At 77.3% G+C, this 25480-nt stretch carries 26 protein-coding genes and 1 pseudogene; 9 read left to right on the top strand and 18 right to left on the bottom strand.

The genetic code is table 11. From position 1 onward, the window contains the following. Positions 1-3 precede the first annotated feature (3 nt). Positions 4-1452 (top strand): 8-oxoguanine deaminase, encoded by a 1449-nt coding sequence (locus tag JD79_RS05530; RefSeq protein WP_245899764.1) that lies wholly within the window; start codon positions 4-6, stop codon positions 1450-1452. Here JD79_RS05530 and egtE read toward each other — a convergent pair. The 10 genes and pseudogenes from egtE to egtA form a co-directional block, all read right to left on the bottom strand. Then, the gene (gene egtE, locus JD79_RS05525) at positions 1449-2579 is read right to left on the bottom strand and encodes an ergothioneine biosynthesis PLP-dependent enzyme EgtE (protein ID WP_110004708.1); all 1131 of its coding nucleotides are present in this window, start codon (positions 2577-2579) and stop codon (positions 1449-1451) included. The two genes, JD79_RS05530 and egtE, sit on opposite strands and share 4 nt — an antisense overlap. 30 nt (positions 2580-2609) lie before the next feature. After that, positions 2610-3404 (bottom strand): anti-sigma factor, encoded by a 795-nt coding sequence (locus JD79_RS05520; protein ID WP_110004707.1) that lies wholly within the window; start codon positions 3402-3404, stop codon positions 2610-2612. Further along, positions 3385-3984, bottom strand: coding sequence for an RNA polymerase sigma factor (locus JD79_RS05515; protein WP_245899762.1), 600 nt, complete (start codon positions 3982-3984; stop codon positions 3385-3387). The genes JD79_RS05520 and JD79_RS05515 overlap by 20 nt, the downstream gene beginning before the upstream one ends. 53 nt (positions 3985-4037) lie before the next feature. After that, entirely contained in the window at positions 4038-4472 is a 435-nt protein-coding gene (locus tag JD79_RS05510; RefSeq protein WP_245899760.1) for a class F sortase, read from the bottom strand. 546 nt (positions 4473-5018) lie between these two features. Further along, positions 5019-5204, bottom strand: a complete 186-nt coding sequence (locus JD79_RS24190; RefSeq protein WP_425454185.1) for a DUF4397 domain-containing protein — start codon at positions 5202-5204, stop codon at positions 5019-5021. Between the two features lie 70 nt (positions 5205-5274). Beyond that, positions 5275-5472, bottom strand: a pseudogene (locus JD79_RS24185) (DUF4397 domain-containing protein); the annotation flags it as partial. A gap of 124 nt (positions 5473-5596) precedes the next feature. Continuing rightward, complete coding sequence (gene egtD / locus JD79_RS05500) at positions 5597-6625, bottom strand: L-histidine N(alpha)-methyltransferase (protein WP_110004706.1); 1029 nt, start codon at positions 6623-6625, stop codon at positions 5597-5599. Between the two features lie 23 nt (positions 6626-6648). After that, positions 6649-7338, bottom strand: a complete 690-nt coding sequence (gene egtC, locus JD79_RS05495; protein WP_110004705.1) for an ergothioneine biosynthesis protein EgtC — start codon at positions 7336-7338, stop codon at positions 6649-6651. Continuing rightward, a complete protein-coding gene (gene egtB / locus JD79_RS05490) occupies positions 7338-8645 on the bottom strand; it encodes an ergothioneine biosynthesis protein EgtB (RefSeq protein ID WP_110004704.1) in 1308 nt (435 codons plus the stop codon). Before egtB ends, egtC begins: the two co-directional genes overlap by 1 nt. Beyond that, a complete protein-coding gene (gene egtA / locus JD79_RS05485) occupies positions 8642-9889 on the bottom strand; it encodes an ergothioneine biosynthesis glutamate--cysteine ligase EgtA (protein WP_110007456.1) in 1248 nt (415 codons plus the stop codon). The genes egtB and egtA overlap by 4 nt, the downstream gene beginning before the upstream one ends. Positions 9890-10066: 177 nt before the next feature. Between egtA and JD79_RS05480 the strand changes: the two genes are divergently transcribed. Together JD79_RS05480 and JD79_RS05475 are read left to right on the top strand one after the other, a co-directional pair. Then, a complete protein-coding gene (locus tag JD79_RS05480) occupies positions 10067-10561 on the top strand; it encodes a DUF309 domain-containing protein (protein WP_110004703.1) in 495 nt (164 codons plus the stop codon). After that, entirely contained in the window at positions 10558-10995 is a 438-nt protein-coding gene (locus JD79_RS05475; protein ID WP_110004702.1) for an SRPBCC domain-containing protein, read from the top strand. Before JD79_RS05480 ends, JD79_RS05475 begins: the two co-directional genes overlap by 4 nt. Positions 10996-11032: 37 nt before the next feature. Here JD79_RS05475 and JD79_RS05470 read toward each other — a convergent pair whose 3' ends face one another. The 3 genes from JD79_RS05470 to JD79_RS23495 are packed head-to-tail and all read right to left on the bottom strand — an operon-like array spanning position 11033 to position 15161. Then, positions 11033-14233: an ATP-binding protein gene (locus JD79_RS05470; protein ID WP_146220396.1), complete on the bottom strand. Its 3201-nt coding sequence runs from the start codon at positions 14231-14233 to the stop codon at positions 11033-11035. A 38-nt stretch (positions 14234-14271) separates the two neighbouring features. Continuing rightward, on the bottom strand, positions 14272-14733 hold the full coding sequence (locus JD79_RS05465; RefSeq protein WP_245900317.1) for a CPBP family intramembrane glutamic endopeptidase: 462 nt from the start codon (positions 14731-14733) through the stop codon (positions 14272-14274). 11 nt (positions 14734-14744) lie between these two features. Beyond that, positions 14745-15161: a hypothetical protein gene (locus tag JD79_RS23495; RefSeq protein WP_245899756.1), complete on the bottom strand. Its 417-nt coding sequence runs from the start codon at positions 15159-15161 to the stop codon at positions 14745-14747. Positions 15162-15343: 182 nt separating this feature from the next. Here JD79_RS23495 and JD79_RS05460 point away from each other — a divergent pair, with 182 nt between their 5' ends. From JD79_RS05460 to JD79_RS05450, 3 genes are all read left to right on the top strand, one after another. Further along, positions 15344-15679, top strand: a complete 336-nt coding sequence (locus JD79_RS05460; RefSeq protein ID WP_110004699.1) for a cupin domain-containing protein — start codon at positions 15344-15346, stop codon at positions 15677-15679. A gap of 35 nt (positions 15680-15714) precedes the next feature. Then, entirely contained in the window at positions 15715-17217 is a 1503-nt protein-coding gene (locus JD79_RS05455; protein ID WP_110004698.1) for an NAD-dependent malic enzyme, read from the top strand. 74 nt (positions 17218-17291) lie between these two features. Further along, positions 17292-18146: an Fpg/Nei family DNA glycosylase gene (locus tag JD79_RS05450; protein ID WP_110004697.1), complete on the top strand. Its 855-nt coding sequence runs from the start codon at positions 17292-17294 to the stop codon at positions 18144-18146. A gap of 10 nt (positions 18147-18156) precedes the next feature. On the opposite strand, the gene JD79_RS05445 is transcribed toward JD79_RS05450, so the two are convergent. Next, entirely contained in the window at positions 18157-19368 is a 1212-nt protein-coding gene (locus tag JD79_RS05445; RefSeq protein WP_110004696.1) for an MBL fold metallo-hydrolase, read from the bottom strand. Between the two features lie 96 nt (positions 19369-19464). Between JD79_RS05445 and JD79_RS22455 the strand changes: the two genes are divergently transcribed. Further along, positions 19465-19629 carry a hypothetical protein gene (locus JD79_RS22455; protein WP_170149127.1) on the top strand — a complete coding sequence of 55 codons (165 nt, stop codon included), beginning with the start codon at positions 19465-19467 and terminating at the stop codon, positions 19627-19629. A 71-nt stretch (positions 19630-19700) separates the two neighbouring features. On the opposite strand, the gene JD79_RS05440 is transcribed toward JD79_RS22455, so the two are convergent. Beyond that, positions 19701-20972: a Rieske 2Fe-2S domain-containing protein gene (locus tag JD79_RS05440; RefSeq protein ID WP_110004695.1), complete on the bottom strand. Its 1272-nt coding sequence runs from the start codon at positions 20970-20972 to the stop codon at positions 19701-19703. A gap of 150 nt (positions 20973-21122) precedes the next feature. On the opposite strand from JD79_RS05440, the gene JD79_RS05435 reads away from it, so the two are divergent. Both JD79_RS05435 and JD79_RS05430 read left to right on the top strand, forming a co-directional pair. Then, positions 21123-21512, top strand: coding sequence for a DUF485 domain-containing protein (locus JD79_RS05435; protein ID WP_110004694.1), 390 nt, complete (start codon positions 21123-21125; stop codon positions 21510-21512). Next, positions 21505-23154 (top strand): solute symporter family protein, encoded by a 1650-nt coding sequence (locus JD79_RS05430; RefSeq protein ID WP_110004693.1) that lies wholly within the window; start codon positions 21505-21507, stop codon positions 23152-23154. The genes JD79_RS05435 and JD79_RS05430 overlap by 8 nt, the downstream gene beginning before the upstream one ends. A 76-nt stretch (positions 23155-23230) precedes the next feature. Here the strand turns inward: JD79_RS05430 and JD79_RS05425 are convergent, their stop codons facing one another. From JD79_RS05425 to JD79_RS05415, 3 genes are all read right to left on the bottom strand, one after another. Then, on the bottom strand, positions 23231-23488 hold the full coding sequence (locus JD79_RS05425) for a hypothetical protein (RefSeq protein WP_110004692.1): 258 nt from the start codon (positions 23486-23488) through the stop codon (positions 23231-23233). A 115-nt stretch (positions 23489-23603) separates the two neighbouring features. Then, the gene (locus tag JD79_RS05420; RefSeq protein WP_110004691.1) at positions 23604-24464 is read right to left on the bottom strand and encodes a manganese catalase; all 861 of its coding nucleotides are present in this window, start codon (positions 24462-24464) and stop codon (positions 23604-23606) included. A 212-nt stretch (positions 24465-24676) separates the two neighbouring features. After that, positions 24677-25423 carry a sensor histidine kinase gene (locus tag JD79_RS05415; protein ID WP_110004690.1) on the bottom strand — a complete coding sequence of 249 codons (747 nt, stop codon included), beginning with the start codon at positions 25421-25423 and terminating at the stop codon, positions 24677-24679. Positions 25424-25480: the final 57 nt, after the last annotated feature.

Here is a 25480-nt window from a genome sequence, read left to right as displayed (position 1 = left end):
CGGGTGGAGACGACCGCCGACCTGCCCGTGCACCCCGCCGACCTGCTGGTGCACGACGCCGAGCTGCTGGCCACCGTGGACGACGAGCGGCGCGAGATCGCCGGCGGGTGGGTCGCGGTGACCGGTGGCGTGGTGAGCGGCGTGGGCGGGCCCGGCGACCCGCGGCCGGACGCCGTCCGCACGGTCGACGCGCGCGGCTGCCTGGTGACGCCCGGGCTGGTCAACACCCACCACCACCTCTACCAGAACCTCACCCGCGCCTTCGCGCCCGCGCTGAGCGGCGGGCTGTTCGACTGGCTGGTCACGCTCTATCCGCTGTGGGCGCGGCTGGACGAGGAGGCCGCCTACGTCTCGGCCTACGTGGGGCTCACCGAGCTCGCGCTGGCCGGCTGCACCACGTCGACCGACCACCTCTACGTGCACCCGCGCGGCGCCGGGGACCTGATCGGCGCGGAGGTCCGCGCGGCGCAGGACCTGGGCATGCGCTCGCACTTCACCCGCGGCTCGATGTCGCTGTCGGTGAAGGACGGCGGGCTGCCGCCCGACGGCGTCGTCCAGGACGACGACGAGATCCTGGCCGAATCGCAGCGGCTGGTGGAGGCCCACCACGACCGCTCACCGACAGCGCTCACCCGGCTGGCGCTGGCCCCGTGCTCGCCGTTCAGCGTGTCCACGTCGCTCATGGAGCGCACCGCCGAGCTGGCCGGGCGGCTCGACGTGCGGCTGCACACCCACCTCGCCGAGACGCAGGACGAGGACGCGTTCTGCCTCGAGCGCTTCGGCCGGCGCCCGGTCGACTACCTCGCCGACGTCGGCTGGATGAGCGACCGGGTGTGGCTGGCGCACGTCGTGTGGCCGTCGCCGTCGGAGGTGACCCGGCTGGGTGCCGCCGGAGTGGGGGCGGCGCACTGCCCGTCGTCGAACATGATCCTGGGCAGCGGGCTGTCGCCGGTGGCCGAGCTGCGGGCGGCCGGGGCGCCGGTGGGCCTCGGCGTGGACGGGTCGGCGTCGGCGGACGCGGCGTCGCTGTGGCTGGAGGCCCGGACGGCGATGCTGCAGGGCAAGCTGCGCCACGGCGCGGGCTCGTTCGGCGCCCGCGACGCCCTGGAGGTCGCCACCCGCGGCGGCGCGGCCTGCCTCGGGCGCACCGGGGAGATCGGGCAGCTGTCGGTGGGCGCGTGCGGCGACCTCGCCGTCTGGCCGCTCACCGGTCCCGCGTTCGCCGGCGCGCTGTCGGACCCGGTGGAGGCGTGGCTGCGCTGCGGGCCGGTGGCGGCGCGGCACACCGTCGTCGGCGGGCGGTTCGTGGTGGAGGACGGCGTCCCCGTGCACCCCGGTCTCGACGAGCAGCTCGCCGTCCACCGCCGGGTGTCCGAGCGCGTGCAGCTGACGGACCCCGCTGCCCCCCACCGCTCGCGAGCTCGCGGCGGGCCCCTGCAGCGAGGCCGCTAGAGGGCGGCGGCGAGGGCCTCGAGGTCGTCGACGGTGCCGTCCACGTGCGGGGACACCCGCAGCACCGGGCCGGTCAGCTCCTGGGGCGCCCGCGCGCGCTCGACCGCCGTGGTGACGATGCCGTGCTCGGTGAGCAGCCGCGCCCGCGTGGCGACGACGTCGACGCCGTCCGGCGGGCGCAGCGTCGTCGTGGCGGTCGGCTCGTCCAGCGGCTCCACGACCCGCCAGCCCGCCGCCCCGTCGAGGACCTGCCGCGCGGCCCGCCCCAGCGCCGCGAGCCGCTCGCGCACCCGCACCGGCCCCGCGGCCAGGTGCTCCCCGACCGCGAGCACCAGGCCGACCCGGCCGGCCACGTGCGCCTCGCCGCTCTCCAGCCCGCGCACCGGCGGCAGGTCGGCGGGGGCGGGCAGCACCGGCTGCAGCTGCGCGGCGACCGCCGGCCGGACGCAGAGGAAGCCGACGCCGCGCGGGCCGGCCAGCCACTTGCGCGAGGTCGAGTAGACGACGTCGGCGCCGAGGTCGACGTCCACGTGGCCCAGCGACTGGGCGGCGTCGAGCACCAGCGGCACCCCGTGCACCCGGCACAGCGCCGCCACCTCGGCCGCCGGCTGGACGACGCCGCGGTGGCTGGCCACGTGGGTGAGGTGCACGAGGCGCGGCGGGTCGGTGGTGAGCAACCGCTCGAGCGCCGCGACGTCGAGCCGCCCGTCACCGTCGACCGCCAGCGGGACGGACTCCAGGCCGGCGGCGTGCAGCATCGCGGCGTTCGGTGCGTACTCCCCGGGCAGCCGGGCCACCCGCGAGCCGGCCGGCAGCCGCCACGCGGTCAGCAGCGCGGCGAGGGCGGCCTGCGCGGACTCGACGAAGGCGACGTCGGCCGCGGCCATGCCCGCCAGCCCGCCGACGATGCTGCGGCCCTGCTGCAGCAGGTCGCCGGCGGTCGCCTCGGCCACGTAGCCGCCGAGCTCGGCCTCGTGGCGGGCGTGGTGCGCGACCGCCTCGAGGACGCGGTTGCTCTGCCGGCTGCACGCGGCGGTGTCGAGGTGCCGGCCGGCCGCGCGGGGACGGGCGGTGCGCCAGGCGTCGGCGAGGTCGTCGTGCGGCAGGAGGAGGTCGAGCGCGGTCACGCGCCCGAAGCTAACCGGTGGCGCTGACCGTCAGGCGTCGAGCAGGCCGCGGGCCACCGAGACACCCGAGTGGGCCGGGTCCCCGTCGAGCGGCTCCACCGAGACGTCGACCACCGGGTACTCGCCGAGGTCGAGGCCGGCGGGCAGCTCGAACTCCTCGGTGCCGGCGCGGACGACGCCGAGCGGGATGAGCCCGGACACCGACTCGTCGAGCAGCCACGCCTCGTAGTAGCCCTCGGTGGGCGCGCCCGCGGACAGCTCGACCTGCAGCACCCGGGTGCCGTCGGCCCGCTCGACGACCTCGGCGCGGCCCGAGGCGTCGCTGCCGTCGAGCGGGTCGAGCACGGTCGCGGCCACGGGGACGCCGTCGTCGCCGCGGGTGGCCAGCGCCACCGCGCCCGCGCCGATGCCGAGCCCCGCGACGAGCGCCGCCGCGGCGGCGAGCAGCAGACGCGACCGGCGCGACCGCAGCGGGACCACCGGCGCCATCGGCCCGGCGGGCTCCGCCGGCAGGGGAGCGGGCAGCGGCTCCGGGACGACGTCGGGGACCGGGCCGGCGGCCGGCGCGGACGCCGCGACGACGTCCGCCCGCGGAGCCGCGGCGACACCGGTGGCCGCGGCGATCCCGGCCCACAGCCCCGGCGGCGGCGCGACGGCCGGCCCGGGCGCGGCGAGCTCCGGCACGGCCAGCGCGTCGACGACCCGGCGCAGCCGCGCCACCTCGCCGCGGCAGGCCGCGCAGTCCGCCAGGTGCGCGGCCTCGTCGTCGGCCAGGGGCTCGCCCAGCGCCGCGAGGCCGAGGTCCTCAGGCGTGCAGTGCGGCACCGTCCACCTCCAACCGGTCGCGCAGGCGCTCCAGGGTGCGCCGGATGTGGCTCTTGACCGTCCCCAGCGGCAGGCCGGTGCGCTCGGCGATCTGCGTGTGCGTGAGGTCGGCGAAGAAGGCGAGCTCGATGATGCCGCGCTGCGGCTGGCCGAGGCGGTCCAGCTCGCCGAGCAGCAGCACGCGGTCGGCGACCGTGCTGTCGACCGGGGCGGGACCGCCGGCGGGCGCGGCGTTCAGCTCGGCGACGGCGGCCTCGGTGGCGCGCCGCTGCCGGTCCCGCCGGGCCCACGTGTCGGCGATCTTGTGCCGGCAGACGCCGGTCAGCCAGGCCGGGAGGGGACCCTGCTCGGGCCGGTAGCCGGCGCGGCCGGTCCAGGCGGAGACGAAGACCTGCTGCGTGACGTCCTCGGCGTCGGGGCCGGGACCGAACGCGCGGACCGCCATCCCGTGCACCTGCGCCGCCCACCGCTCGTAGGCCCAGGCCAGCGCCTGCTCCTCGCCGGCGGCGAAGCGGCGGCCGACCTCGGCGTCGTCGGGTCCGGCCGCGCCCGCCGGCGCGGGCTCGGCCTCGGTGGTCACCCGCTCGACCCTATGCCGTCGCGAGCGCACGCGGTCGCCTTCCTGCAGGGCCGTCACGGGAGGGGCTCCGCGACCACGACGACGTTGTCGCGGTAGCCGCCGACGTCGGGGAGGAACGGTCCGCCACAGGTGACCAGCGTCAGCCGCGGCGGCCCCGCGCGCGCGAACAGCCGGTCCACCGGGAGCGCCTGCTTGTCCAGCAGCTCGCGCGCGACCACCCGCCAGCGGGTCGTCGCGCCCGCGGCGTCGGTGACCAGGACCTCCTGCCCCGGCTCGGCCTCCCGCAGCGGGGCGAGCTCGCCGAGGCCCTGCTCGGCGTCGTCGACGTGGCCCGCGAGGACCGCCGACCCGGGGGCGCCGGGCACCGGCCCGAAGCGGTACCAGCCGGCCCGGCCGACGTCGTCGGGCAGCGCCATCTGCCCGTCGGGACGGACGCCGGACTCCTCCAGCGGCGCGTCGACCCGGAGGGCCGGGACCTCGAGCCGCACGGGCGGGACGACGGCGGGGGCGGGCGCCGGGGCGGCGTCACGGACGGGGACGCCGGGGTCCGGGGAGCGGGAGGGGTGGCCGACGGCGCGGGGAGCACCTGCTCGACCGGGGGGCCCGCCGCTGCCGGCGGCCGGGTCAGCGCCCACGTCGCGGGCACGCCCACGGCGAGGGCGAGGCCCAGGGCAACGCCGGCAGCGGCGGGACGCACGGCCGTCAGGCCCGCGTCGTGGCGAGCCGGCGCGCGGCCAGCCCCGCACCGGCCAGCCCGAGCGCGGACAGGCCGAGCAGCGGCAGGGGCAGGCTGTCGTCCGCCAGACCAGCGGTGCCGCCCGGGACGCCGGAGGGCGCGGAGTGCCCGCCGCCGATCGTCTGGACCGCGAGCTCGAAGCCGGCGTCCTGCGAGCCCCAGGCGTAGACGATCGTCGTGGCGCCCTCGGTCACGGCCAGGTCGGCCGGGCCGAGCGCGACCGTGGAGGTGCCGGCGAGGACGACGTCGGCGCTGACCGTGCCGGCCGGCACCTCGAGCGCCGCCTCGTCCGGGTTGCTCAGGCCGGCGCGACGACCTGGCCGCCGGCGCGGACGTCCACGGCGGGCGCCGCGGCGACGTGCCGCACGACGACCCGGCCCTGTCCCGCGGGCACCGCCGAGGTGTCGTTGACGAACGGCGTGAGCGCGGGCCGGCCGTCGGCCGTCAGGTGGGCGGCCACGGTGGCGTTCGCGCCGGCGGGCACCGCGACGCCGTTCGCCGACAGCAGCGGCGTGCCCGAGCCGTCGGGGCGTCGGCGGGAAGAGCGCGAGGTCGTAGGAGCCGGCCGGCAGCGAGAGCGGGTCGGTGAGCGTGCCGGGCTGGAAGTCGTCGAGGAGCCGCTCGCCGTTGGCGTACACGTCCACCGGGGTGTCCGGGACGGCGTGCAGCACGGAGACGGTGGCGGTGTCGGCCGCCGAGGCCGGGGCGACGCCGAGCGCGAGCAGCGCGCCGGTGCCGGCGACGGTGGCCATGCCGACGACGGGGATGCCGACGACGGGGATGCCGAGGGTGCGGGTCCGGGTCACGGGTTCCTCCGGGATCTGGGGGTGCTGACACCTCCCCTTCGCGCGTCCCCGCAGGTCCGGATGCGGTCTCTCAGATGTCGTCGTGACGGCCTCCCTGCCGGGACCCGCCCCGGGCGTGCGAGGGGTGGGGGGCAGGGAGGTCCTTGCTCGAGAGGGAGACGGCGACGTCGCCGGCCGGATCGGTCCACCAGTGCGTCATCCGCAACCCGGCCGCGGCCAGCTCGGCCTCCACCCCGGCGCGGCGGAACTTGGCCGAGATCTCGGTGCGCAGGTCCTCGCCCGCGGCGAAGCGCACCGTCAGGTCCAGCGCCGCCACGGTGACGACCTGGTCGGTCCGTGACCGCAGCCGCATCTCGATCCACTCGTGCTCGGCGTCCCACAGCGCCACGTGGTCGAACGCGGCCGGGTCGAAGTCGGCGCCGAGCTCGCGGTCGACCACGGCCAGCACGTTGCGGTTGAACGCGGCGGTCACGCCGGCGGCGTCGTCGTAGGCGCGGACCAGCCGGCCGGGGTCCTTGACCAGGTCGGTGCCGAGCAGGAAGGCGTCGCCGGGGGCCAGCGTGCCGGCCAGCTCGGCGAGGAACGCCGCCCGCGGGCCGGGCTCGAGGTTGCCGATCGTGGAGCCGAGGAACGCCACCAGCCGCCGTCCCGAGCGGGGCAGCAGGGCCAGGTGCTCGGTGAAGTCCCCGACCACGGCGTCGACGGCGACGCCCGGGTACTCGCCACCGATCGCCGCTCCGGCCGCCTCGAGCACGGTCGGGTCGACGTCGAAGGGGACGAACCGCCGCAGCGTCCCGGCCCGGGTGAGCGCGTCGAGCAGCAGCCGGGTCTTCTCCGAGGTGCCGCTGCCGAGCTCGACGAGCACGTCGGCGCCGCAGGCCCGGGCCATCTCGTCCGCGTGCGCCTCGAGCACCGCCCGCTCGGCCCGGGTCGGGTAGTACTCGGGCAGCCGGGTGATCTCGTCGAACAGCTCGCTGCCGCGCGCGTCGTAGAACCAGCGCGGCGGCAGCCACCTCGGCGTCGCGGTCAGCCCGGCGAGGACGTCGGCGCGCAGCGCGGCCGCGGGATCGGAGGGGGCGAGGTGGCGGGCGGTCGTCACGGATCTCCTCTGCTCGGGGCGGGTCAGGCCAAGGCGGTGACGGTCAGGCCGTCGGGGGTCACCTCGACCAGCGAGCGGTCGGGGACGTCGGTCCAGGCGGGGTCGTCGTCCCACGGCTCGCTGGCCAGCGCCGTCCCCTCGCCGGTGACCAGCGCGGAGAGCGTGTCGCCCCAGGTGGTGGCCAGCAGCCGGGTGCCGTCGGCGGCGAGCAGGTTGAGCCGGGCGGCGGGATCGGCGGCACCGACCTCACGCACCGTCTCGCCCAGCCGGTCGACGCCGCGGGAGGAGACCAGCGCGGCGAGCAGCGCGCTGTCCACGGTGGACTCGGCGTCGCGCACCGGCGGCAGGACGGCGCGGTCCACCCGGCCGTTGTGCGACAGCAGCCAGCGGCCGTCGGTGAACGGCGCGACGGCGCTCTCCTCCAGCGGCATGCCGACCGTCGCCGAGCGGACGGCGGCCACCACGCACCCGGACACCAGCACCGGCGCCACCGAGGCGAACGACGGGTCACCCCACAGCGGCCGGGCCGACCGCCACCGCGCCGGTCCCTCGCGGCCCGGGGCCCAGAACCCCACGCCCCAGCCGTCGGCGTTGACGGTGCCGTACCGCTGCCGCCGCGGCGCCCACGACTGCACCAGCAGCGACGACGGCGGCTCGAGCACCAGCGAGGACAGCGACCGCGGACGGCCCAGCCAGGCCAGGTGGCGGCACATCAGCCCACCGACCAGGCGAGCCGGAACCCGCTGAACACCTGCCGGCGGACGGGGTGGTCCCAGTTGCGGAAGCTCGGCCGCAGGATCGAGGGCTCCACCGACCACGCGCCGCCGCGCAGGACCTGGTAGTCGCCGCCGAAGAACGGTGCGGAGTAGTCGGCGTAGAGCATCGGCGTGAACCCGGGCCAGGCCTCGAAGCCCGACGACGTCCACTCCCAGACGTCGCCGATCATCTGCTCCGCGCCGACCGCCGACGCGCCACCGGGATAGGCGCCCACCGGCGCGGGTCGCAGCGCCGAGCCGCCGAGGTTGGCCAGCGCCGGTGTGGGGTCGGCGTCGCCCCACGGCCAGCGCCTGCGGCGGCCGGCCGCCGGGTCCCACACCGCGGCCTTCTCCCACTCGGCCTCGGTGGGCAGCCGGGCGCCGGCCCAGGCGGCCCTGCTGGCCCCTGCCCAGGCGGCGTAGGCCTCGGCCTCGAAGAACGTGACGTGCTGGACCGGCTCGTCGGGCGGGATCTCCTCGAGGACGCCGAAGCGGGTGCGCACCGCGCCGGTCGGGCTCCAGTAGTGCGGGCGCTGCAGCCCGGCCTCCTGCCGGTGCGCCCAGCCGCGGTCCGACCACCAGCGCGGGGTGTCGTAGCCACCGTCTGCCACGAAGGCCGCGTACTCGCCGTTGGTGACCGGCACCCGGCCGATGCGGAAGGCGGGCACGTCGACGACGTGCGCGGGCCGCTCGTTGTCCAGCGAGAACGGCTCGTGGTCGGCGTCGACCCCGAGCACGAACGGACCGCCCGGGACGAGCACCGACGTGCCGGCCACGCCCGGCCGCCCGGGCGGCAGCGGACTGCCCTCCCCGAGCAGCGGCGGGCCGGTGCGGACGGCCAGCGCCTGCAGCATCGTCTCGTCGTGCTGCTGCTCGTGGCTGACGACCATGGCGACGTCGAACGGATCGTCATCGGGACCGAGCCGCTCCAGCCGGTCGAGCACCCGCCCCCGCACCTCGCGGCCGAACGCGCGCGCCTCGACCGGTGGCAGCAGCGGCAGCCGCGCGCGCACCGCCCGCGGCTGGGCGAACGCGTCGTAGAGCGCCTCCACCGCGGGCGGCAGCAGGCCCGGGCGGCGGGCGTCGCCGCCGCGCAGCAGCCACAGGTCCTCCTGCTGCGCGACGTGCGCGAGGTCCCAGACCAGCGGGCTCAGCAGCGGGGTGTGCTGGCGCAGCAGCTCGGGCTCGTCGTGGTCGGTGAGCAGGAGCGTCCGCCGCCGGGCGGTCTCCAGGTCGAGGGCGAGCTGCTCGCGCAGGGCGGTCACGGGTGGACCTCCGGGATCTCGGTGGCGGCCAGGAGGGCGGCGGCCGGGTCGCCGGGCAGCGCGTCACCGGGGGAGCGGCCGGCCTCGGCGAGCGCGGCCAGCGCCTCCACCTCCGGCCGCAGGGACGGGTCGACGACGGCCAGCGCGGCGGCCAGGCAGCGCACCGCGGCGGTGCGCAGGTCGCGGTCGGCCAGCCCGTCGCGGGCGGCACGGTCCCAGGCGCCGGCCACCGGAGCGGTGGCCTCGGCCGCGGCGTCGGCGGCGCGGGCGTCGTCGAGCAGGGCGGTGGTGACGGCGGCCAGCGCCGGCCACCAGGGCTCGGGTGCGGCGTCGAGGTAGCGGATCTCCAGGTAGCCGCGCAGCCGCACCGGCGGGAAGAGCGTGGACAGGTGGTAGTCGAGGTCCGCCGCGGTGGGGCGGCGCCCGCCCAGCGGGACCGCGCCGGTCACCCAGTCGGCGAAGCGGGTGCGGGTCAGCACCGGCTCGGCGGCGCCGGTGTCCGGGTCGCGGACGAGCATCACCGGCGCGGCCAGCGCGTAGTGCGCCCACTCGCCGGCCGGGTCGTCGCCGCCGAGCAGCGGACCGCATCGCGCCTGGTCCAGCGCGCCCCACACCTGCTGCCGCGACGAGCGCCACCCGGTCGCCCGGCCGCCGAGCAGCGGCGAGCACGCGGAGACGGCGACCAGCACCGGGCCGATCCGGTGGGCCAGCGCCACCCGCCGGCTCTCCCCGCCGCGCGGGCCGGCGTCCAGGTTGACCTGCAGCGACGCCGTCGCTGTCATCATCGCCGTCCCCGCGGCGCCGCAGCCGACGGCGGAGAAGTGCCGCTCCATCGCGCGGTAGCGCGGGGCGGGGCTGACGCGGGCCGGCCGGCGCAGCGGGTCGGCGCCGACCGGCGCCAGGCCCAGCCGGGCGGCCGCCAGCGCGGCGGCGAGGACCGCGCGGTCGGCCCGCAGCGCCCCGACCGCGGCGGCGGCACCCGGTAGCGGCGGTCCCGACAGCTCGACCTGGCCGCCGGGCTCCAGGGTGACCCGGCTGCCGCCCGGGAGGGCGGGCAGCGCGGCCAGCGCGGCGGTCACCCGCGCCCAGGGCACGCGCTCGGCCGGGGCGTCGAGGTCGACCAGGTGCGCCTCGAGTTCCAGGCCGACCGAGCCGCCCGGGCCCGGCCGCAGCGCGCCGGCGGTGACGGTGTCGACGGCGGTCTCGAGGTCGAGTGCGGTGCGCTCCTCCACGGCAGGGGCCACGGGGCCCACCCCCCTCCAGGTCCGGACCGGTCGCCGGGGCGACCGCGGGTCGGTGCGGGGGCGGCTCCGCGCGGGGGGCCGTCCTCGTCTGTCATCCAGGCACTACACGGCCCCGGTGACAAGTCCTCCGCGGACCTGCAGCGCGCCGTCGCCCGGTGTTCGCGGGAGGATGCCCCGGTGGTTTCCCCGCGCGACCGCGACGTCGCCGGGCGGGCCCGCAACGCCCGCCCCCGCGACGCCCTCGGCCGCCCGCTGCCCCGCGGCGCCGTCGGCGAGGAGCGGGCGCCGGAGGGGGTGCCGCGCACGCCGGACGAGGCGCTCACCGAGGCCCAGCGACTGCTCGACGCCGGCCGCCCGTTCCACGCCCACGAGGTGCTCGAGGACGCTTGGAAGGCCGCGCCCGAGGAGGAGCGACAGCTGTGGCGGGGGCTGGCCCAGCTCGCCGTCGGCCTCACCCACGCCGCGCGGGGCAACGACCGCGGCGCCGCCCGGCTGGTCGAGCGGGGCGCGGGCAACGTGGCGCCGTACTCGGCGGCACCGCCGCACGGGGTCGACGTCGCCGGGCTGGTGGAGTGGGCGCGCCGGCCGCTCGCCGTGGACCGGCCGTTCCGGCTGCGCGGCCCTGGCCCGGCCCGACCACCGCGGGCAGACTCGACCCGGGAGGTCCGATGAGGAGCTACGAGGCGACGGTCCGGATCGACGCGAGCCCGGAGGAGGTCTGGCGGGACCTGGTCGACGTCGGCTCGTGGCGCGACTGGGACTCCGGCGTCGACCGGGTCGAGGGCCGCGTCGCGCTGGGGGAGCAGCTGACGCTCTACGCCACGATGATCCGCAGCCGCCCGTTCACGGTCACCGTCACCGAGCTGCGGCCGCGGGAGGTGATGCGCTGGCGCGGCGGGCTGCCGCTGGGCCTGGCCGTCATCGAGCGCACGTACCAGCTCGACGCGCAGGACGACGGCGGCACGGTGCTCACCGTCCGCGAGGACCAGACCGGCCCGCTGGCCTGGGTGACCGAGCGCGCGACGCCGGACCTCAACCCGTCGTTCCGCCAGTTCTGCGCCGGGGTCAAGGCCCGCGCCGAGGGCCGGGCCCGCGCCTCCGGCTGATCCCCCGTGCACCTCCGCGGACGTGCACGGGCACCGGTCAGCCGTACCGGCCGAGCAGCGTGCGGGCGCGGTCGGCGAACGGCGCGAAGCCGAAGGTCTCGCAGATCTCCAGCGCCCGCCGCAGCTCCGCCCCCGCGCCCGGGCGGCCGAGCAGCCCGAGCACGCCGCCGCGGTAGAGCGCGGCCGGCCCGAGGACCGTCGTCCCGGCCCACAGCACCACCACGGTGTCCCCGTAGCCCTCCAGTGCCGGCAGCAGCGGCGCGGCGAGGTCGCGGTCGCCGAGCTCCAGGGCGGTGTCGGCGAGCAACACGGTCTGCACCGGCTCCCGGACGCCGTGCGCCGGGAGGGTGAGCCACCGCTCGACGACGGCCTGCGCCCGCTCGCGCCGGCCCGCCTGGGCGTGCGCCAGGGCCAGGATCGCCAGCCAGTTGGCGTCGACGGTCGCGGCGAGGTCGACGATCTCGGGCACCAGCGAGCCCATCCGCCGCTCGTGCCAGGCCGCGATCCCCTCGATCGTCTGCCGGGACGTCCGGGTCACGTCGGCGGCGGCCGGGGAGGTGGTCGGTGCCTCGCGGACGGCGGCGTCGGCCAGGCGGCGCGCCCCGTCCGCGTCGCCCCGGGCCAGCGCCATCCCCGCCGACCACCAGGCGTCCAGCTGCAGCAGGTCGCCGTCGCCGCGCCGGGTGGCGAGCTCGGTGAACCGGCGCGACACCGCCGCGGCCTCGTCGGCCTGCACCGTCTCGGTGAGCGCACAGCGCAGCAGGTGCAGCGCGGTGGCCTCGGCGGCGGGGTCACCGGCCGACTCGCGCAGCAGGGCCCGGGCCAGCTCCACGCGGCGGGCGGCGTGCGCGGGCGTCCAGTCGGCCACGAACCGGGCGACGCGGGCCCGCGGCCGGGCGGACGGGACGCTGCCCGCCGCGGCGAGCGCGCGGTCGGCCAGCTCCCGGCCGCCCGCCTCGCCCGCGGAGGCGCGCTGCACGGCGAGTGCCGCCAGCACCGCCGACGCCAGCTCCGGTGGCAGCGCGTCCGCGCCCGCGGCGGCCTCCTCCAGCAGCGCGACGTCGGTGGCCGCCGGCGCGCCGACCGAGGCCCAGTACCCGCCGAGCCCGCCGCCGGCCGAGGCGACCGCGGCCCGGGCCAGCCGGGCGCGGTCACCGAGGCCGCGGGCGAGGTCCGCCGACGCGCGCAGCGCCGCGCCGCTCTCCTCGAGCAGGCCCAGCCGGCGCAGCGCCCGGCCGCGCACCAGGTGCAGGTCCGCGGCCAGCGCCTCCTCCCCGGGCGGCACGTGCCCCAGCCCGCGGTCGGCGAGCGTGGCGGCCTCGTCGACACCGGCCCGGTCCAGCGCCTCGCGCGCGGCCCGCAGGCAGGCCCGCGCGGCCGCCGGGTCCGGCCCGCCGGCCGCGGCCTCGCTGCGGTGCACGGCGATGGCGCCGGCCGCGGTCGCCGCCGCCGGCCCGGCCTCCAGGACGTCGGCCACCCGGCCGTGCACGCGGGCACGCTCGACCGGGCCGAGGTCGGCCAGCAGCACCTCGCGGACCAGGTCGTGCGCCACCCGGACCCGGCCCGGGGACGTCTCGACCAGCAGGTCCGCGCCCAGCGCCGTCGTCACGCCCCCGTCGTCGCCGGGCGCGACGGCGGCCAGCAGCCCGACCGGCACGTCCCGGCCGGCGACCGCGGCGGCGGCGAGCACGCCGCGCGCGGCCGGAGGCAGGCCGGCCAGCCGCAGCCGGACGACGTCGCGGACCCCGGCCGGCACACCCTCTCCGGCCGACGGCGGCAGCGCGGCCAGCTCGGTGACGAAGAACGGGTTGCCGCCCGTGCGCTCGGCCAGCGTGGCGGCGACCGCCCCGGGAGGCGGGCCGCCCCGGAGCTCGGCGACCAGGTCGGCGACCTCGTCGGCGCCCAGCCCGGGCAGCCTCAGCCGGCGCGCACCCGGGAGGCGGGCGGCCAGGCCGAGGACGCGGGTGAGCACGGGGTCGGTGGTCGCCTCCTCGCGGCAGGTCACCGCCAGCAGCAGCCGGCTGCCGTGCAGCTGGGAGAGGACCACCTCGAGGACGTGCAGCGAGTCGCCGTCGGCCCACTGCAGGTCGTCGAGGACGACGAGCAGCGGCTGCTCGGCGGCGAGGGCGTGCAGCCGGCGGGCGGCGTCGAGGCCGAGGGCGAAGCGGGCGCCGGTGTCGGCGCCGAGCGCCGCCTCGGGCAGGCCGCCGAGGACCTGCTGCCAGGGCCAGTAGGGCGGCGCCCCGCCGATCTCGGCGCAGCGGCCCCACCGCACGGCGGCCCCGGCGCGGGCGGCGAACGCCTCGACCAGCCGGGTCTTGCCGATGCCCGGCTCGCCGGTGACGACGACGGCGGTGCCGCGGCCGGCGCCCGCCGCCGCCCAGGCGCCGGCCAGCGCGGCCAGCTCCTCCGGCCGCCCCACGAAGCCGTCGCCGGCCGGTGCGGGGACGGGGACCGGCGCGGCGGCCGCGGGGCGCGGCGGGGCGGCCAGCGCGGCGTCCTGGCGCAGGACGGCGGCCTCGAGGTCGCGCAGCTCGGCGGAGGGGTCGAGGCCCAGCTCGTCGGTGACCCGCTCGCGGGTGCGGCGCAGCACGTCGAGCGCGTCGGCCTGCCGGCCGGCCCGGTACAGCGCGCGGGCCAGCAGCGCGGCGGTGTGCTCGCGCAACGGGGCGACGGCGGCGGCCGCGGTGAGGTCGGGGACGAGCTCGGCGCCCGCCCCGAGCGCCAGCCGCGCCTCGGCCAGCCGCTCCACGGCGACCAGCCGCAGCTCCTCCAGCCGCGCGACCACCGGGACGACGTCGTCCACGTCGGCGACGTCGGCGTAGGGCCGGTCCTGCCAGCGGGCCAGCGCCTCGCCCAGCAGCCGGGCGGCCTCGCCGTCGTCCGCGGCGGTGCCGGCGGTGACGAGGTCGGCGAAGGCGTGCGCGTCGACGGCGGCGCGCGGCAGGACGAGGGCGTAGCCGTCGCCGCGGGTGACCAGCACGGTGGCGTCGCGGGCGCCGCGGCCGGGGTCGAGCAGGCGGCGCAGGCGGCTGACGTGGCCCTGCAGCGTCGTCGTCGCCGTGGCCGGCGGGGCGCCGCGCCAGAGGCGGTCGGCCAGCGCGGCGGCCGGCACCGTGCGGCCCTCGGCGGCCGCCAGCAACGCCAGGACCTCGGCGGGCCGGCGCCCGCCGAGGTCTGCGTCGACGCCGTCGCGCAGCAACCGCGTCGGCCCGAGCACGTCCAGCCGCAGGTCCACGGCGACGGAGGGTAGGTGGTCGGGCCGCTCCCGGAGGGTCAGGCGGCCACCGTGCCGCCATCGGGCGACCGGCGCAGGGGTGCGATCCGCCACCAGGCGAGCGCGCTGAGCAGCAGCGTGACCGCGCCCATGACACCGGTCTCCGTGGAGAACCACTCGGTGGGCCCGCTGTCGGCGGTCAGCGGCGCGAGCACGTGGTAGAGCAGTGCGTTGAGCACCGCGTGCGCCAGCACGCCCGGCCAGATGCCCCAGCGCAGCTGCATCGAGGCGAGCAGGGCGCCCAGCGAGGTCGTGCCCACGGTCAGGAACAGCAGCGCGAACGGCACCGGGACGCCGGCGGGGGAGCCGCCGAGGAAGAGCACCAGCGGCCAGTGGAACAGCGACCAGGCCAGCCCGCTGACCCCGACGACGGTGCGCGGGCCGGCGACCTCGGCCAGCCGCTGCACCAGCAGGCCGCGCCAGCCGACGTCCTCGGCGAGCGCGAGGGCGACGTAGGGCAGGACCAGGACGGTCAGCCCGAGCAGGACCGTCGGCGTGAGCCCCTCGGAGGCGAAGCCGGCCAGCCCGGTGGCCCAGAGCAGGCCCCCGGCGGCCAGGGTCGGCAGCAGCCCCAGAGCCAGGCGGTCCCGAGGCTGCGCCACGAGGCGCGGCGGAAGCCCCAGCCCGGCCGGCGCAGGGTCCCCGCGGTCGCCAGCCGGGCCACGACCGCGGCCACCAGGGGGATCAGCGCCTGGCCGAACAGCAGCGCCTGGACCAGCGGCGGCGCCTGGTCGACGTGGGCGACGTCGGCGTCGGCCGCGGCGGCGACGGAGGTGGTGACGGTGAGCAGGGCGGCGGTCGTGCCGAGGAAGACGCCGACCTCCCGCCACGGCGACGGGCGGACCGCGGGTGCGGCCGGCGGGGCGGACAGGGACGGGGTGGTGGTCATGGCGGGCGGCTCCTGCACGGATCGGTTCTTCGACGGCGCCCACCGTCGGAGGCGGTCCTGGTCGGCCGCTGGTGGGCCGCTGGCCCGGGTGCGACCAGCGGCCCACCAGCGCGCGGGCGCACCGTGCGGGGCATGGAGCCGCGAGAGCCCGTCCCCCCGCCCGGCCGCCCGCCGCCGAGGCGGTGACGGTCCCGCCGGGCACCCCGGCGCGGCGCTTCGTCGCCCGCGGCGCCGACGTGGTGCTCGTGGTGGTGGCCGGCTGCCCGCTGGTCGCCCTCGGCGCGGGCGCCGCGCAGCCGCGGTCACCGGGCTCGTCGGTGGTCTGCCCGCGGGGCGTGCCGTGGTCGGTGGCCGGGGGCGACGGCGAGGCGCGGCTGGTCGTCGTCGCCGTCCCCGACGGGCCGCAGTCGACCCTGGCCACGCTGCTGGGGCCACCGCCCCTCGACGGCGCCGCGCTGGTGGCGGCGGCGGCCGACGGCGGGCTGGAGGTCGTGCTGGAGCCGATCGCCGGCACCTGAGCGCGGGCCGGGCTCGGCGGTGACACGATCGTCGTGTGACCAGTGACACAGCCGCACCCACGGACAGCAACCCCACCGCCCTGGGCGAGCCGGCCGCCGTCCCGCGTGGGCCGGTCACCTCGGCGTCCTACTCGATCACCGTCCGGCTCTCCGCCGACGGCGACCCGGCGAGCATCGGCCGCATCGCCACCGCGGTGGGCACGGCCGGGGGCGCGGTGACCGCGATCGACGTCGTGGACTCCCGGCCCGACGGGCTGACGGTCGACGTCACGTGCTCGGCCGCCGACGCCCCGCACTCCGACGAGGTCGTCGAGGCGCTGCGCGCCGTCCCCGGCGTGACCGTGCGCAAGGTCAGCGACCGCACCTTCCTGCTGCACCTGGGCGGCAAGCTCGAGGTCGCCTCCAAGGTGCCGCTCAAGACCCGCGACGACCTCTCGATGGCCTACACGCCGGGCGTGGCCCGCGTCTGCCTGGCGCTGGCCGAGCACCCCGAGGACGTGCGCCGCCTGACCATCAAGGGCAACACGGTCGCCGTCGTCACCGACGGGTCGGCCGTCCTCGGCCTCGGCGACCTCGGGCCCGGCGCGGCGCTGCCGGTGATGGAGGGCAAGGCCGCGCTGTTCAAGCGGTTCGCCGACATCGACGCCTGGCCGATCTGCCTGGACACCCAGGACGTCGACGAGATCGTGCGCACCGTCGAGCTCATCGCGCCCGGCTTCGGCGGCATCAACCTCGAGGACATCGCCGCGCCCCGCTGCTTCGAGATCGAGGCCCGGCTGCGCGAGCGGCTCGACGTCCCCGTCTTCCACGACGACCAGCACGGGACCGCGATCGTGGCGCTGGCGGCGCTGCGCAACGCCCTGCGCGTGGTGGACAAGCAGCTGCCCGACGTGCGGATCGTCGTCGCGGGGGCCGGCGCGGCGGGGACGGCGATCGTGCACCTGCTGCTGGAGGCCGGGGCCGGGCAGGTGCTCGTGTGGGACCGCGAGGGCATCCTCTCGCCCGACGACGAGCGGCTGTCCCCGGCCAAGGCGGACCTGGCGCGCCGCACGAACCCCGCGAACGTGCGCGGCGAGCTGCCTGACGCACTCGCCGGCGCCGACGTCTTCATCGGGGTGAGCGCCGGCAACGTGCTGCCCGTCGAGGCGCTGGCGGGCATGGCCGACCGCGCGGTGGTCTTCCCGATGGCCAACCCCACGCCGGAGGTCGACCCGGTGCGCGCCCGCCAGCACGCCGCCGTCGTCGCCTCGGGCCGGTCGGACCTGCCGAACCAGATCAACAACGTGCTGGCCTTCCCCGGCGTCTTCCGGGGGCTGCTCGACGCCCGCGCCCGCGAGATCAGCGACGGGATGCTGCTGGCGGCGGCCGAGGCGCTGGCCGCGATCGTCCGCGACGACCAGCTCAACGCCAACTACATCATCCCGAGCGTCTTCGACCCCGCCGTCACGCAGGCCGTGGCCGCCGCGGTCGCCGAGCAGGCCCGGGCCGAGCCCGGCGCCACCGCCGCGGTGACCGACCGGACGAGCCTGAGCGGCTAGAGCCCGGGCACCCTCCGCGGAAGTGCACACGATCGGGGACGACGGCGGGCGGGTGCGGCGGGGATCATGGCCGGGTGCCCGAGTTGCCCGAGGTGGAGGCGCTGGCGGCGTTCCTCCGGGAGAACGCCGTCGGCCGGGTGGTCGCGCGCGCCGACCTGACCGCGCTGCAGGCGCTCAAGACCTTCGACCCGCCGCTGTCGGCGCTGGCCGGCCTCGAGGTCACCGGTGCCGCGCGGCACGGCAAGTTCCTCGACCTCGACGTCTCCGGCCTGCACCTCGTCGTCCACCTCGCCCGCGCCGGGTGGCTGCACTGGCGCACCGGCCTGCCGGCCGCCCCGCCCAAGCCCGGGAAGGGGCCGCTCGCGCTGCGGGTCCACCTCGACGACGGCAACGGCTTCGACCTCACCGAGCAGGGCACCCGCAAGAGCCTCGCCGTGTACCTCGTGCACTCGCCGTCGGAGGTGCCCGGCATCGGTCGGCTCGGCCCCGACGCGCTCGCCGTCGACCGCGAGCAGTTCGCCGCGCTGCTCGCCGGCCGGCACGGGCAGGTCAAGGGCGCGCTGACCGACCAGACGGTGCTCTCCGGCATCGGCAACGCCTACTCCGACGAGATCCTGCACACCGCCCGGCTCTCGCCGTTCAAGATGGCCGACAAGCTCACCGACGACGAGGTCGTCCGCCTCTACGACGCGATGCGGGCCACGCTCACCGACGCCCTCGACCGCCAGGTCGGGCAGCGAGCGGCGACGCTCAAGGGCGAGAAGCGGTCGGGCCTGCAGGTGCACGCCCGCACCGGCCTGCCCTGCCCGGTCTGCGGCGACACGGTGCGCGAGGTCAGCTTCGCCGACACGTCGCTGCAGTACTGCCCGACCTGCCAGACCGGCGGCAAGCCCCTGGCCGACCGGCGGATGAGCAAGCTCCTGCGCTGAGCAGCGGCGCTCAGTCGGCCGCGCGCCGGGACGGGAACCAGGTCGCCGCCCGGGCGGTGACCGCGCTGCCCAGCCCGGCGTCGTCGTCGGCCCCGGGTCCGGCCGAGCCGACGGCGCTCCACCAGTCCTCCAGCGGCGGAGGCGCCAGGACGTCGACGCGCTGGCCCGGCCGCGGCACGAGGACCTCCACCCCCGAGCGCCCGGCGGCGGCGAGCAGCCGCTGCACCGGCTCGGCCCAGCGGTGGAACGCCAGGTTGAAGGTGGCCCAGTGCACCGGCAGCAGCGCCCGGCCGCCGAGGTCGCCGTGCGCGCGCACCGCCTCCTCGGGGTCCATGTGGATGTGCTTCCACGCCTCGTTGTAGGCGCCGATCGGCATGAGCGTGAGGTCGAAGGGGCCCAGCCGCGCGCCGATGCCGGCGAAGGCCGGGGTGTAGCCGGTGTCGCCGCCGAAGAAGACGCGGTGCCGGGGGCCGGCCACCACCCACGACGACCACAGCGTGGTGTCGCGGGTCAGGTAGCGCCCGGAGAAGTGCCGCGCCTCGGTGCAGGTGAGCGTGAGGTCGCCGACCGTCGTCGCGCCGTCCCAGTCCAGCTCGACGACCCGGTCCTCCGGCACGCCCCAGTGCCGCAGGTGCACGCCCACGCCCAGCGGGACGACGAACGGCGCGTCCTGCTGCTCGACCAGCGCCCGCACGGTGGGCAGGTCGAGGTGGTCGTAGTGGTCGTGCGACACGAGGATCGCGTCGACCCGCGGCAGGGTCTCCACCGGCGCCGGCGGCTCGTGCAGCCGGGTCGGGCCGAACACCGGCGACGGCGAGACGCGGTACCCCCACACCGGGTCCACCAGCACGCGCGCGCCGTCGACCTCCAGCAGCGCGCTGGAGTGCCCGAACCAGGTGACGGCGAGCTCGCCGGCCTCGGCCGGGACCTCCGGGGTGACCAGCGGCACCGGGCGGGCCGGGAGGCCGACGTGCCGGTCGTCGTGCCACTGCCGCAGCAGGCCGCGGCGGGCGTTGGGCGGCGGCAGGCTCGGGGTGGGCAGCGTGTTGCGGAACCGCCCGTCGGACCACTGCGGGGAACCGGCCGCCGTCGGGCGGATCTCGCGCCGGCCGGCGCCGATCGCCGTGGGCAGCCCCCAGGCGGCGCGGGCGAGGAAGCCGACGGGCAGGGCGAGGGCGGCGGCGGTCAGGGCGGTGCGACGGCGGGACGGCACGACGTCCATGTTCCCAGCCCGGCGCGGGCGGGCGCCGCGACCCGCGTCACCGCGCGGAGCCGTGTCCCGCCGTACGGTGCCCTCCCTCGACGACGAGGAGGCGCGATGACGCAGGAGGACCGGGCGCCGCAGGAGCCGGTCGGTGGACCGGACGAGGGCGGGGACCCGGCGTGCTGGCTGGCGCGGGTCTGCCCGGTGTGCGGCCGGCTCGCCGACGAGGACCCGCCCACGCGCTGCCCCTCGTGCGGCGCGGAGCTGACCGCCGACTGACGCCCCCGCCGTCCTGGCTCAGCTCCGCGCGTCCTGGCTCACCGCCGACCCCGAGCCAGGACACCGCAGGATCAGGTCACCTGATCGTGCGCGCCGGCGCCCGCGAAGTCGGCCAGCGCCCGGCGCAGCGCGACGCCGAGGCGGTCGGAGCGCACGTGCAGCTCGTCGCGCATCCCCAGCGGCAGCCCGGTGCTGGCCATCCGCGCCTGCAGGTCGAGGTCCTCGGCGAGCACCCGCTCCGCGGCGGCGACCGCGGCGGCCACCTCGTCGGGGCCGGGCAGCGGCCGGCCGGGGCCCGCCGACAGCAGCACGCAGGTGTAGACCCGCGTGGAGTCGGCGTCCTCGGGCTGCAGCAGGGACAGGATCGTCGTCGCCGCGCCCGTGTCGCGGTGGTCCAGCCGCACCCGCAGCTGGAACGGCGCCCGGTGGACGACGGTGACGCGGCGGTGGGTCGTCGAGCCACTGCTCGTGAAGCCGCCCGGCTCCGGCGTCACGTCGCGGGCGGGCACCTCCAGCTCGTGGGCCGCGTCGGACGTGGAGCCGTGCACGAAGGGGAGGTGCGCGACGTCGAGGAGGGTGTCGGCCAGTGGCCCGGCCGGTCCGGCCGAGCGGGCCGGCGGCAGCCAGCCGCGGACGAAGCGCCGGTCGCCGTCCTCGGGGAGCTCCAGCGGGACGTCGCGCGGCTCCGCCGGCGCCAGCCAGACGACGCCGAACCGCTCGCGCACGCCCCAGGCCGGCGGGTCGGCGACCAGGCCGTCGGAGCCGCGGGACAGCGACCACGTCCGGCCGAGCAGCCGCACCTGCAGCCAGCCACCGGGCCGCAGCTCGCGGGAGAGCGCGACGGGGTGCCAGGCGTGCTCCAGCGACGGGTCGAGGTTGCCGAACACCGGACCCGGGGGAGGCCCCGGTGCCGGTGCGGGCTCGGGCACCGGCTCGGCCGCGGGAGCCGGCGGCGTGGCGACGTCGGTGCGCTCGGGGGCCAGCCAGACCCAGCCGTGCCGCTCCTCGACGGCCCACGGGACCGGCAGGTCCGCCCGCGGCGGCGCCGTCCCGTCGGGACCCAGCGAGGGGACGTCGACGCAGCGGCCCTCGGCGTCGAACCGCCACCCGTGGTACGGGCACTGCAGCCGGCCCTCCACCACGCTCGCCGCCGCCAGCGGGACCAGCCGGTGCGGGCACCGGGCGGGGAAGGCGCTGACCTCGGCGCCGGGACGCAACCGGACGACGACGTACGCGCGTCCCCCGGCGCCCACGGGCACCGGCGTCGTCCCCACCTCGGCGGCGCGGGCCACCGGGAACCACCCCGTCGACCGTGCGGTCGACGTCCGTGCCGTCGCGGTCATGCCCCATTGCACCGCCCGCGCACTACCGCGGCGTTACGGCTGCCGGAAGCTCAGGTCACGGCTCGGCACCGAAAGTTTCGGTGGTTCCCGACCCAACCGCCCCCGACCTATGGTGAGCGCGCTCACAGGTCCGTCGACGAGGGAGACACCGTGACCGAACCCGCCGAACGGCGGTTGCTGACGCCGGAGGAGTACCGGCAGGCACAGGACTCGCCGGAGTTCACCGAGCTGCGCAGGCGCTTCCGGCGCTTCGCCTTCCCGATGACCGTGGCCTTCCTGGCCTGGTACCTGCTCTACGTCCTGCTCTCGACGTACGCGCCGGACTTCATGTCCACCCGGGTCTTCGGCAACGTGAACCTCGGGATCCTGCTCGGCCTGGCGCAGTTCCTGTCGACGTTCGTGATCACGCACCTCTACGTGGCGCACGCGAACCGCAAGACCGACCCGATCGCCGACGAGATGCGCGAGCGGCTCGAGTCCCACCAGTACGCCGGCGGTGGCCAGGCGACCGACCTGTCGAAGGGATCCACCCGTGGCTGACGTCACCGTCGTGGCCGCGGACGGCGGCACCATCGGCAGCCCTGCCGTCAACATCTCGATCTTCGGGGTGTTCGTGCTGGTCACCCTGGTGATCACCTTCCGGGCCAGCCGGAACAACAAGAGCGCCGCCGACTACTACGCCGCCGGCCGCAACATCAGCGGCACCCAGAACGGCCTGGCCATCGCGGGTGACTACCTGTCGGCGGCCTCGTTCCTCGGCATCGCGGGGGCCATCGCCGTCTACGGCTACGACGGCTTCCTGTACTCCATCGGCTTCCTCGTGGCCTGGCTCGTGGCGCTGCTCCTGGTCGCCGAGCTCATGCGCAACACCGCCCGGTACACGATGGCCGACGTCCTGGCTTTCCGGATGCGGCAGGGACCGGTGCGCACCGCGGCGGCCATCTCCACGCTCGCGGTCTCGCTGTTCTACCTGCTGGCGCAGATGGCCGGCGCCGGCGGGCTGGTCACGCTGCTGCTCGGCATCACCGGTGAGGCGGCGCAGGCGCTCGTCGTCGTCCTGGTCGGCGCGCTGATGATCATCTACGTGCTGGTCGGCGGCATGCGCGGCACCACCTACGTCCAGATCATCAAGGCCACGCTGCTCATCGCCGGCGCACTGGTCATGACCCTGTGGGTGCTGACCAAGTTCGGGTTCAACCTGTCCTCGCTGCTCGGTGACGCGCAGGCGGTGGCGGTCGAGGGCCGGGACGTCACGGCACCCGGGGCGCAGTACGGCGCCTCGAGCACCTCGAAGCTCGACTTCGTGTCCCTCGGCCTGGCCCTGGTGCTCGGCACGGCGGGCCTGCCGCACGTGCTCATGCGCTTCTACACCGTGCCGACGGCGAAGGACGCCCGTCGCTCGGTGGTCTGGGCGATCTGGCTGATCGGCATCTTCTACCTGTTCAGCCTGGTCATCGGCTACGGCGCCGGCGCACTGGTCGGTCCCGAGCGGATCCTCGGCGCACCCGGTGCGGTCAACTCCGCCGCCCCGCTGCTGGCCTTCGAGCTGGGCGGGACGATCCTGCTCGGCATCATCGCCGGCGTCGCGTTCGCGACGATCCTCGCGGTGGTCGCCGGCCTGACGATCACCGCCTCGGCGTCCTTCGCGCACGACGTCTACGCGTCGGTCATCAAGAAGGGCCGGGTCTCGCCGAACGGCGAGGTGAAGGTCGCCCGCATCACCGCGATCGTCATCGGCGCCGTCTCGATCGGCCTCGGCATCCTGGCGCTGCAGGCCGGGCTGAACATCGCCTTCCTGGTGGCGCTCGCCTTCGCCGTCGCGGCGTCGGCCAACCTGCCGACCATCCTCTACACCCTGTTCTGGAAGCGGTTCACCACCCAGGGCGCGCTGTGGTCGATGTACGGCGGGCTGATCGCCTGCATCGTGCTGATCCTCTTCTCACCGGTCGTGTCCGGGGCGCCGGTCAACCCGGCCACCGGGCTGTCCCCGTCGCTGTTCCAGGACGTGGACTTCCACTGGTTCCCGCTGAACAACCCGGGCATCGTGTCCATCCCGCTGTCGTTCTTCCTCGGCTGGCTGGGCACCGTCCTGTCCAAGGAGAAGCCGGACCTCGACAAGAACGCCGAGCTCGAGGTGCGGTCGCTCACCGGGATCGGCGCGGAGAAGGCCGTCCAGCACTAGGACGACCCCGCACGGGGCCGGCTCCCAGCACGTCACCAGAGGCGCGCGTCCCCCCGGGGGCGCGCGCCTCGTGCGTTCACGCGGCGCGCACGGCGGGTGCGGCCTCGGGGAGGACGGCGTCGGGCAGGGCGGCGTCGACGGTCACGACGGCGGCCGCGGTGGAGGGGGCGGTGCGGCGGGAGCGGCGGACCGCCCAGCGGGTGACGAGGGCGGCGAGGACGACCAGGCCGGCCAGCGCCTCACGGGCCGAGCCGGTGGCGGCGCTGGCGACGGCGACGGCCAGCGCCGCGGCGTAGACCACCGTCACGGCGACGGCGGGGGTGGGCAGGTGCACGGGGACCTCCGGGGACTGCCGGTTCTGCGGGGGTGCGCCCGCCGGGCCGGCGGCCGGGCTGCGGGAGCCCGGCCACCGGCACGGCGACGGCGCGGGAGTGCAGGGGGTCAGCGACTCACTTGAGCAGGTCCTTGGCCTTCTGCAGCATCGTGTGGGCCTCGGTCTGCGGGGTGCTGTAGAGCCGCGGGTCGCCCGGGGGCAGCGTCGGGGCGTCGGCGGTGGCCTCGATCGCCGCGGCGCGGAACTCGCTGCGGCCGTCGATGGAGGGACCCGATGCCCAGCGGCCGTTGGCGGCCTCGGGGCCGTCGGAGGCCTGGATGAAGGTGTAGCCCAGGTCGCCGACCTCCTCGTCCAGCGGGAAGGCCTCGGGCACGGGCAGCCCCTCGAGGCCGTCCTCCTTGAGCTGCTCGACGGCGGCCAGCCACTGCTGCTGGTGCATGTGGTCGCGGGTGATGAGGAACCGCAGCATGTCCTTGACGCCCGGGTCGTCGGTCATGTTGTAGATGCGGGCGACCTGCAGGCGGCCCTGCATCTCGGCGGTGGCGTTGTAGTAGAAGTCGGCCATCAGGTTGCCGCTGGCGGTCACGTACGCGCCGGTCCAGGGGTTGCCCATGCTGTCCATGTAGGAGGCGGCCTGGCCGTTGACGATCAGGTGCTGCGGGTTGTGCTGCCCGTAGCCGGCGGCGGCCTCCTTGGTGCGGTCGGCCGAGTCGGGCTTGAGCGGCGCGTGGTCGAGCAGCCGGTCGATCATCGTGATGATCATCTCGACGTGGGCCAGCTCCTCGGTGCCGATCGAGAGGAGCATGTCCTTGTACTTGCCGGGCAGCCGGCAGTTCCAGCCCTGCAGCAGGTACTGGGTGGCGACGGTCATCTCGCCCCACTGACCGCCGAGGATCTCCTGCATCTTGCGGGCGAAGTCCGGGTCGGGACCGTCGGGCTTGGCCTCGTACTGCAGGGCGTGGGTGTGCGTGAACACGGGCTCTCCCTCATGCGTCGTCGCGTCGCCGCCGCTGCGGTGACACAGGGGACCTGCCCGCGCCCGGTGGCCCGCCCGTGCCGTCCCGTGGCCCCCCGGTGCCAGGTCTCCCGGCGGCGTCCTCCGTCGGCCCACCGGTCTCCACCGCAGCCACGCGCCGTCCCGTGCCGAGCCGCTCCCGGTCCTCCGCCCGCCCCGCGGGGCGGCTCCCCTCAGCGGTCGGGGAGCTGGACGCAGAGGGTGAGGCCGGCCGCGGAGGTGGCCCAGACGACCGCGCCGCCCAGGTCGCGGGCGTGCCGCTGCACCGACCACAGCCCCAGGCCGGTGAGGTCGACCGGCGGCGCGTCGTGGCGCAGGTACTGCACGACCCGTTCGGGGTGGGCCACGTCCTGCGTCAGCGCGAGCCGGACCCAGCCCTCCCGGCAGGTCACGGCGAGCAGCACCGGGACGCCGTCGCCGTGCCGGTGGGCGTTCTCCAGCAGGTTGGTGAGGATCCGCTGCACGCGGGCGTCGCCGACGGTCACGTCGGCGGCGCAGTCCTGCACCCCGACGGTCAGCTGGCGCGGCGGCAGCCCGGAGGCGGCCACCGACGCGCGGACGACGTCGTCGAGCAGCCGGCCGCCGGGTGCCCGTCGCGTGGCCCCGGCGGAGGCGTCGGCGGTGCGCAGCATCGAGGACAGGTGCGCGGTCTGGGCACGGGCGAGGTTCAGCACCTCGTCGCGCCGGGTGGGCGCGTCCTCCAGCGAGCGCAGCAGCGCCTCCAGGGAGGCCAGCGGGCTCTTCATGTCGTGGCACATCGCCCGCAGCAGCGCGCTGTCGGGCGTGGGCGGGACGTCGGGCTCGGGGGCGGGCCGGCGGACCGCGCGGACCACGTGGTCGCGCACCACGCGGGCGAGGTCGGGGAGCAGCCGTCCGGAACCGGACCGGGCGGTACGGGGTGTGTCGGGGGCCAGGGTCACGGGCACCTCCGGGGTGCGTCGGGCCTGTTCCGCCGGGCGCAACGGGCCAGGGAGGAG

Source organism: Geodermatophilus normandii, from assembly GCF_003182485.1.
Lineage (GTDB): Bacteria > Actinomycetota > Actinomycetes > Mycobacteriales > Geodermatophilaceae > Geodermatophilus > Geodermatophilus normandii.
Note: the sequence above shows the minus strand (reverse complement) of the source record. Positions and strands in the feature narration are given on the sequence as shown.

Bases quoted from the DNA above. Each gene is read 5' to 3' on its own strand.
- egtC (WP_110004705.1), bottom strand. From the start codon at position 7,338: ATGTGCCGCCACCTGGCCTGGCTGGGCCGTCCGCGGTCGCTGTCCTCG.
- JD79_RS05475 (WP_110004702.1), top strand. From the start codon at position 10,558: ATGAGGAGCTACGAGGCGACGGTCCGGATCGACGCGAGCCCGGAGGAG.
- JD79_RS23495 (WP_245899756.1), bottom strand. From the start codon at position 15,161: ATGACCACCACCCCGTCCCTGTCCGCCCCGCCGGCCGCACCCGCGGTC.
- JD79_RS05445 (WP_110004696.1), bottom strand. From the start codon at position 19,368: ATGGACGTCGTGCCGTCCCGCCGTCGCACCGCCCTGACCGCCGCCGCC.
- JD79_RS22455 (WP_170149127.1), top strand. From the start codon at position 19,465: ATGACGCAGGAGGACCGGGCGCCGCAGGAGCCGGTCGGTGGACCGGAC.
- JD79_RS05440 (WP_110004695.1), bottom strand. From the start codon at position 20,972: ATGACCGCGACGGCACGGACGTCGACCGCACGGTCGACGGGGTGGTTC.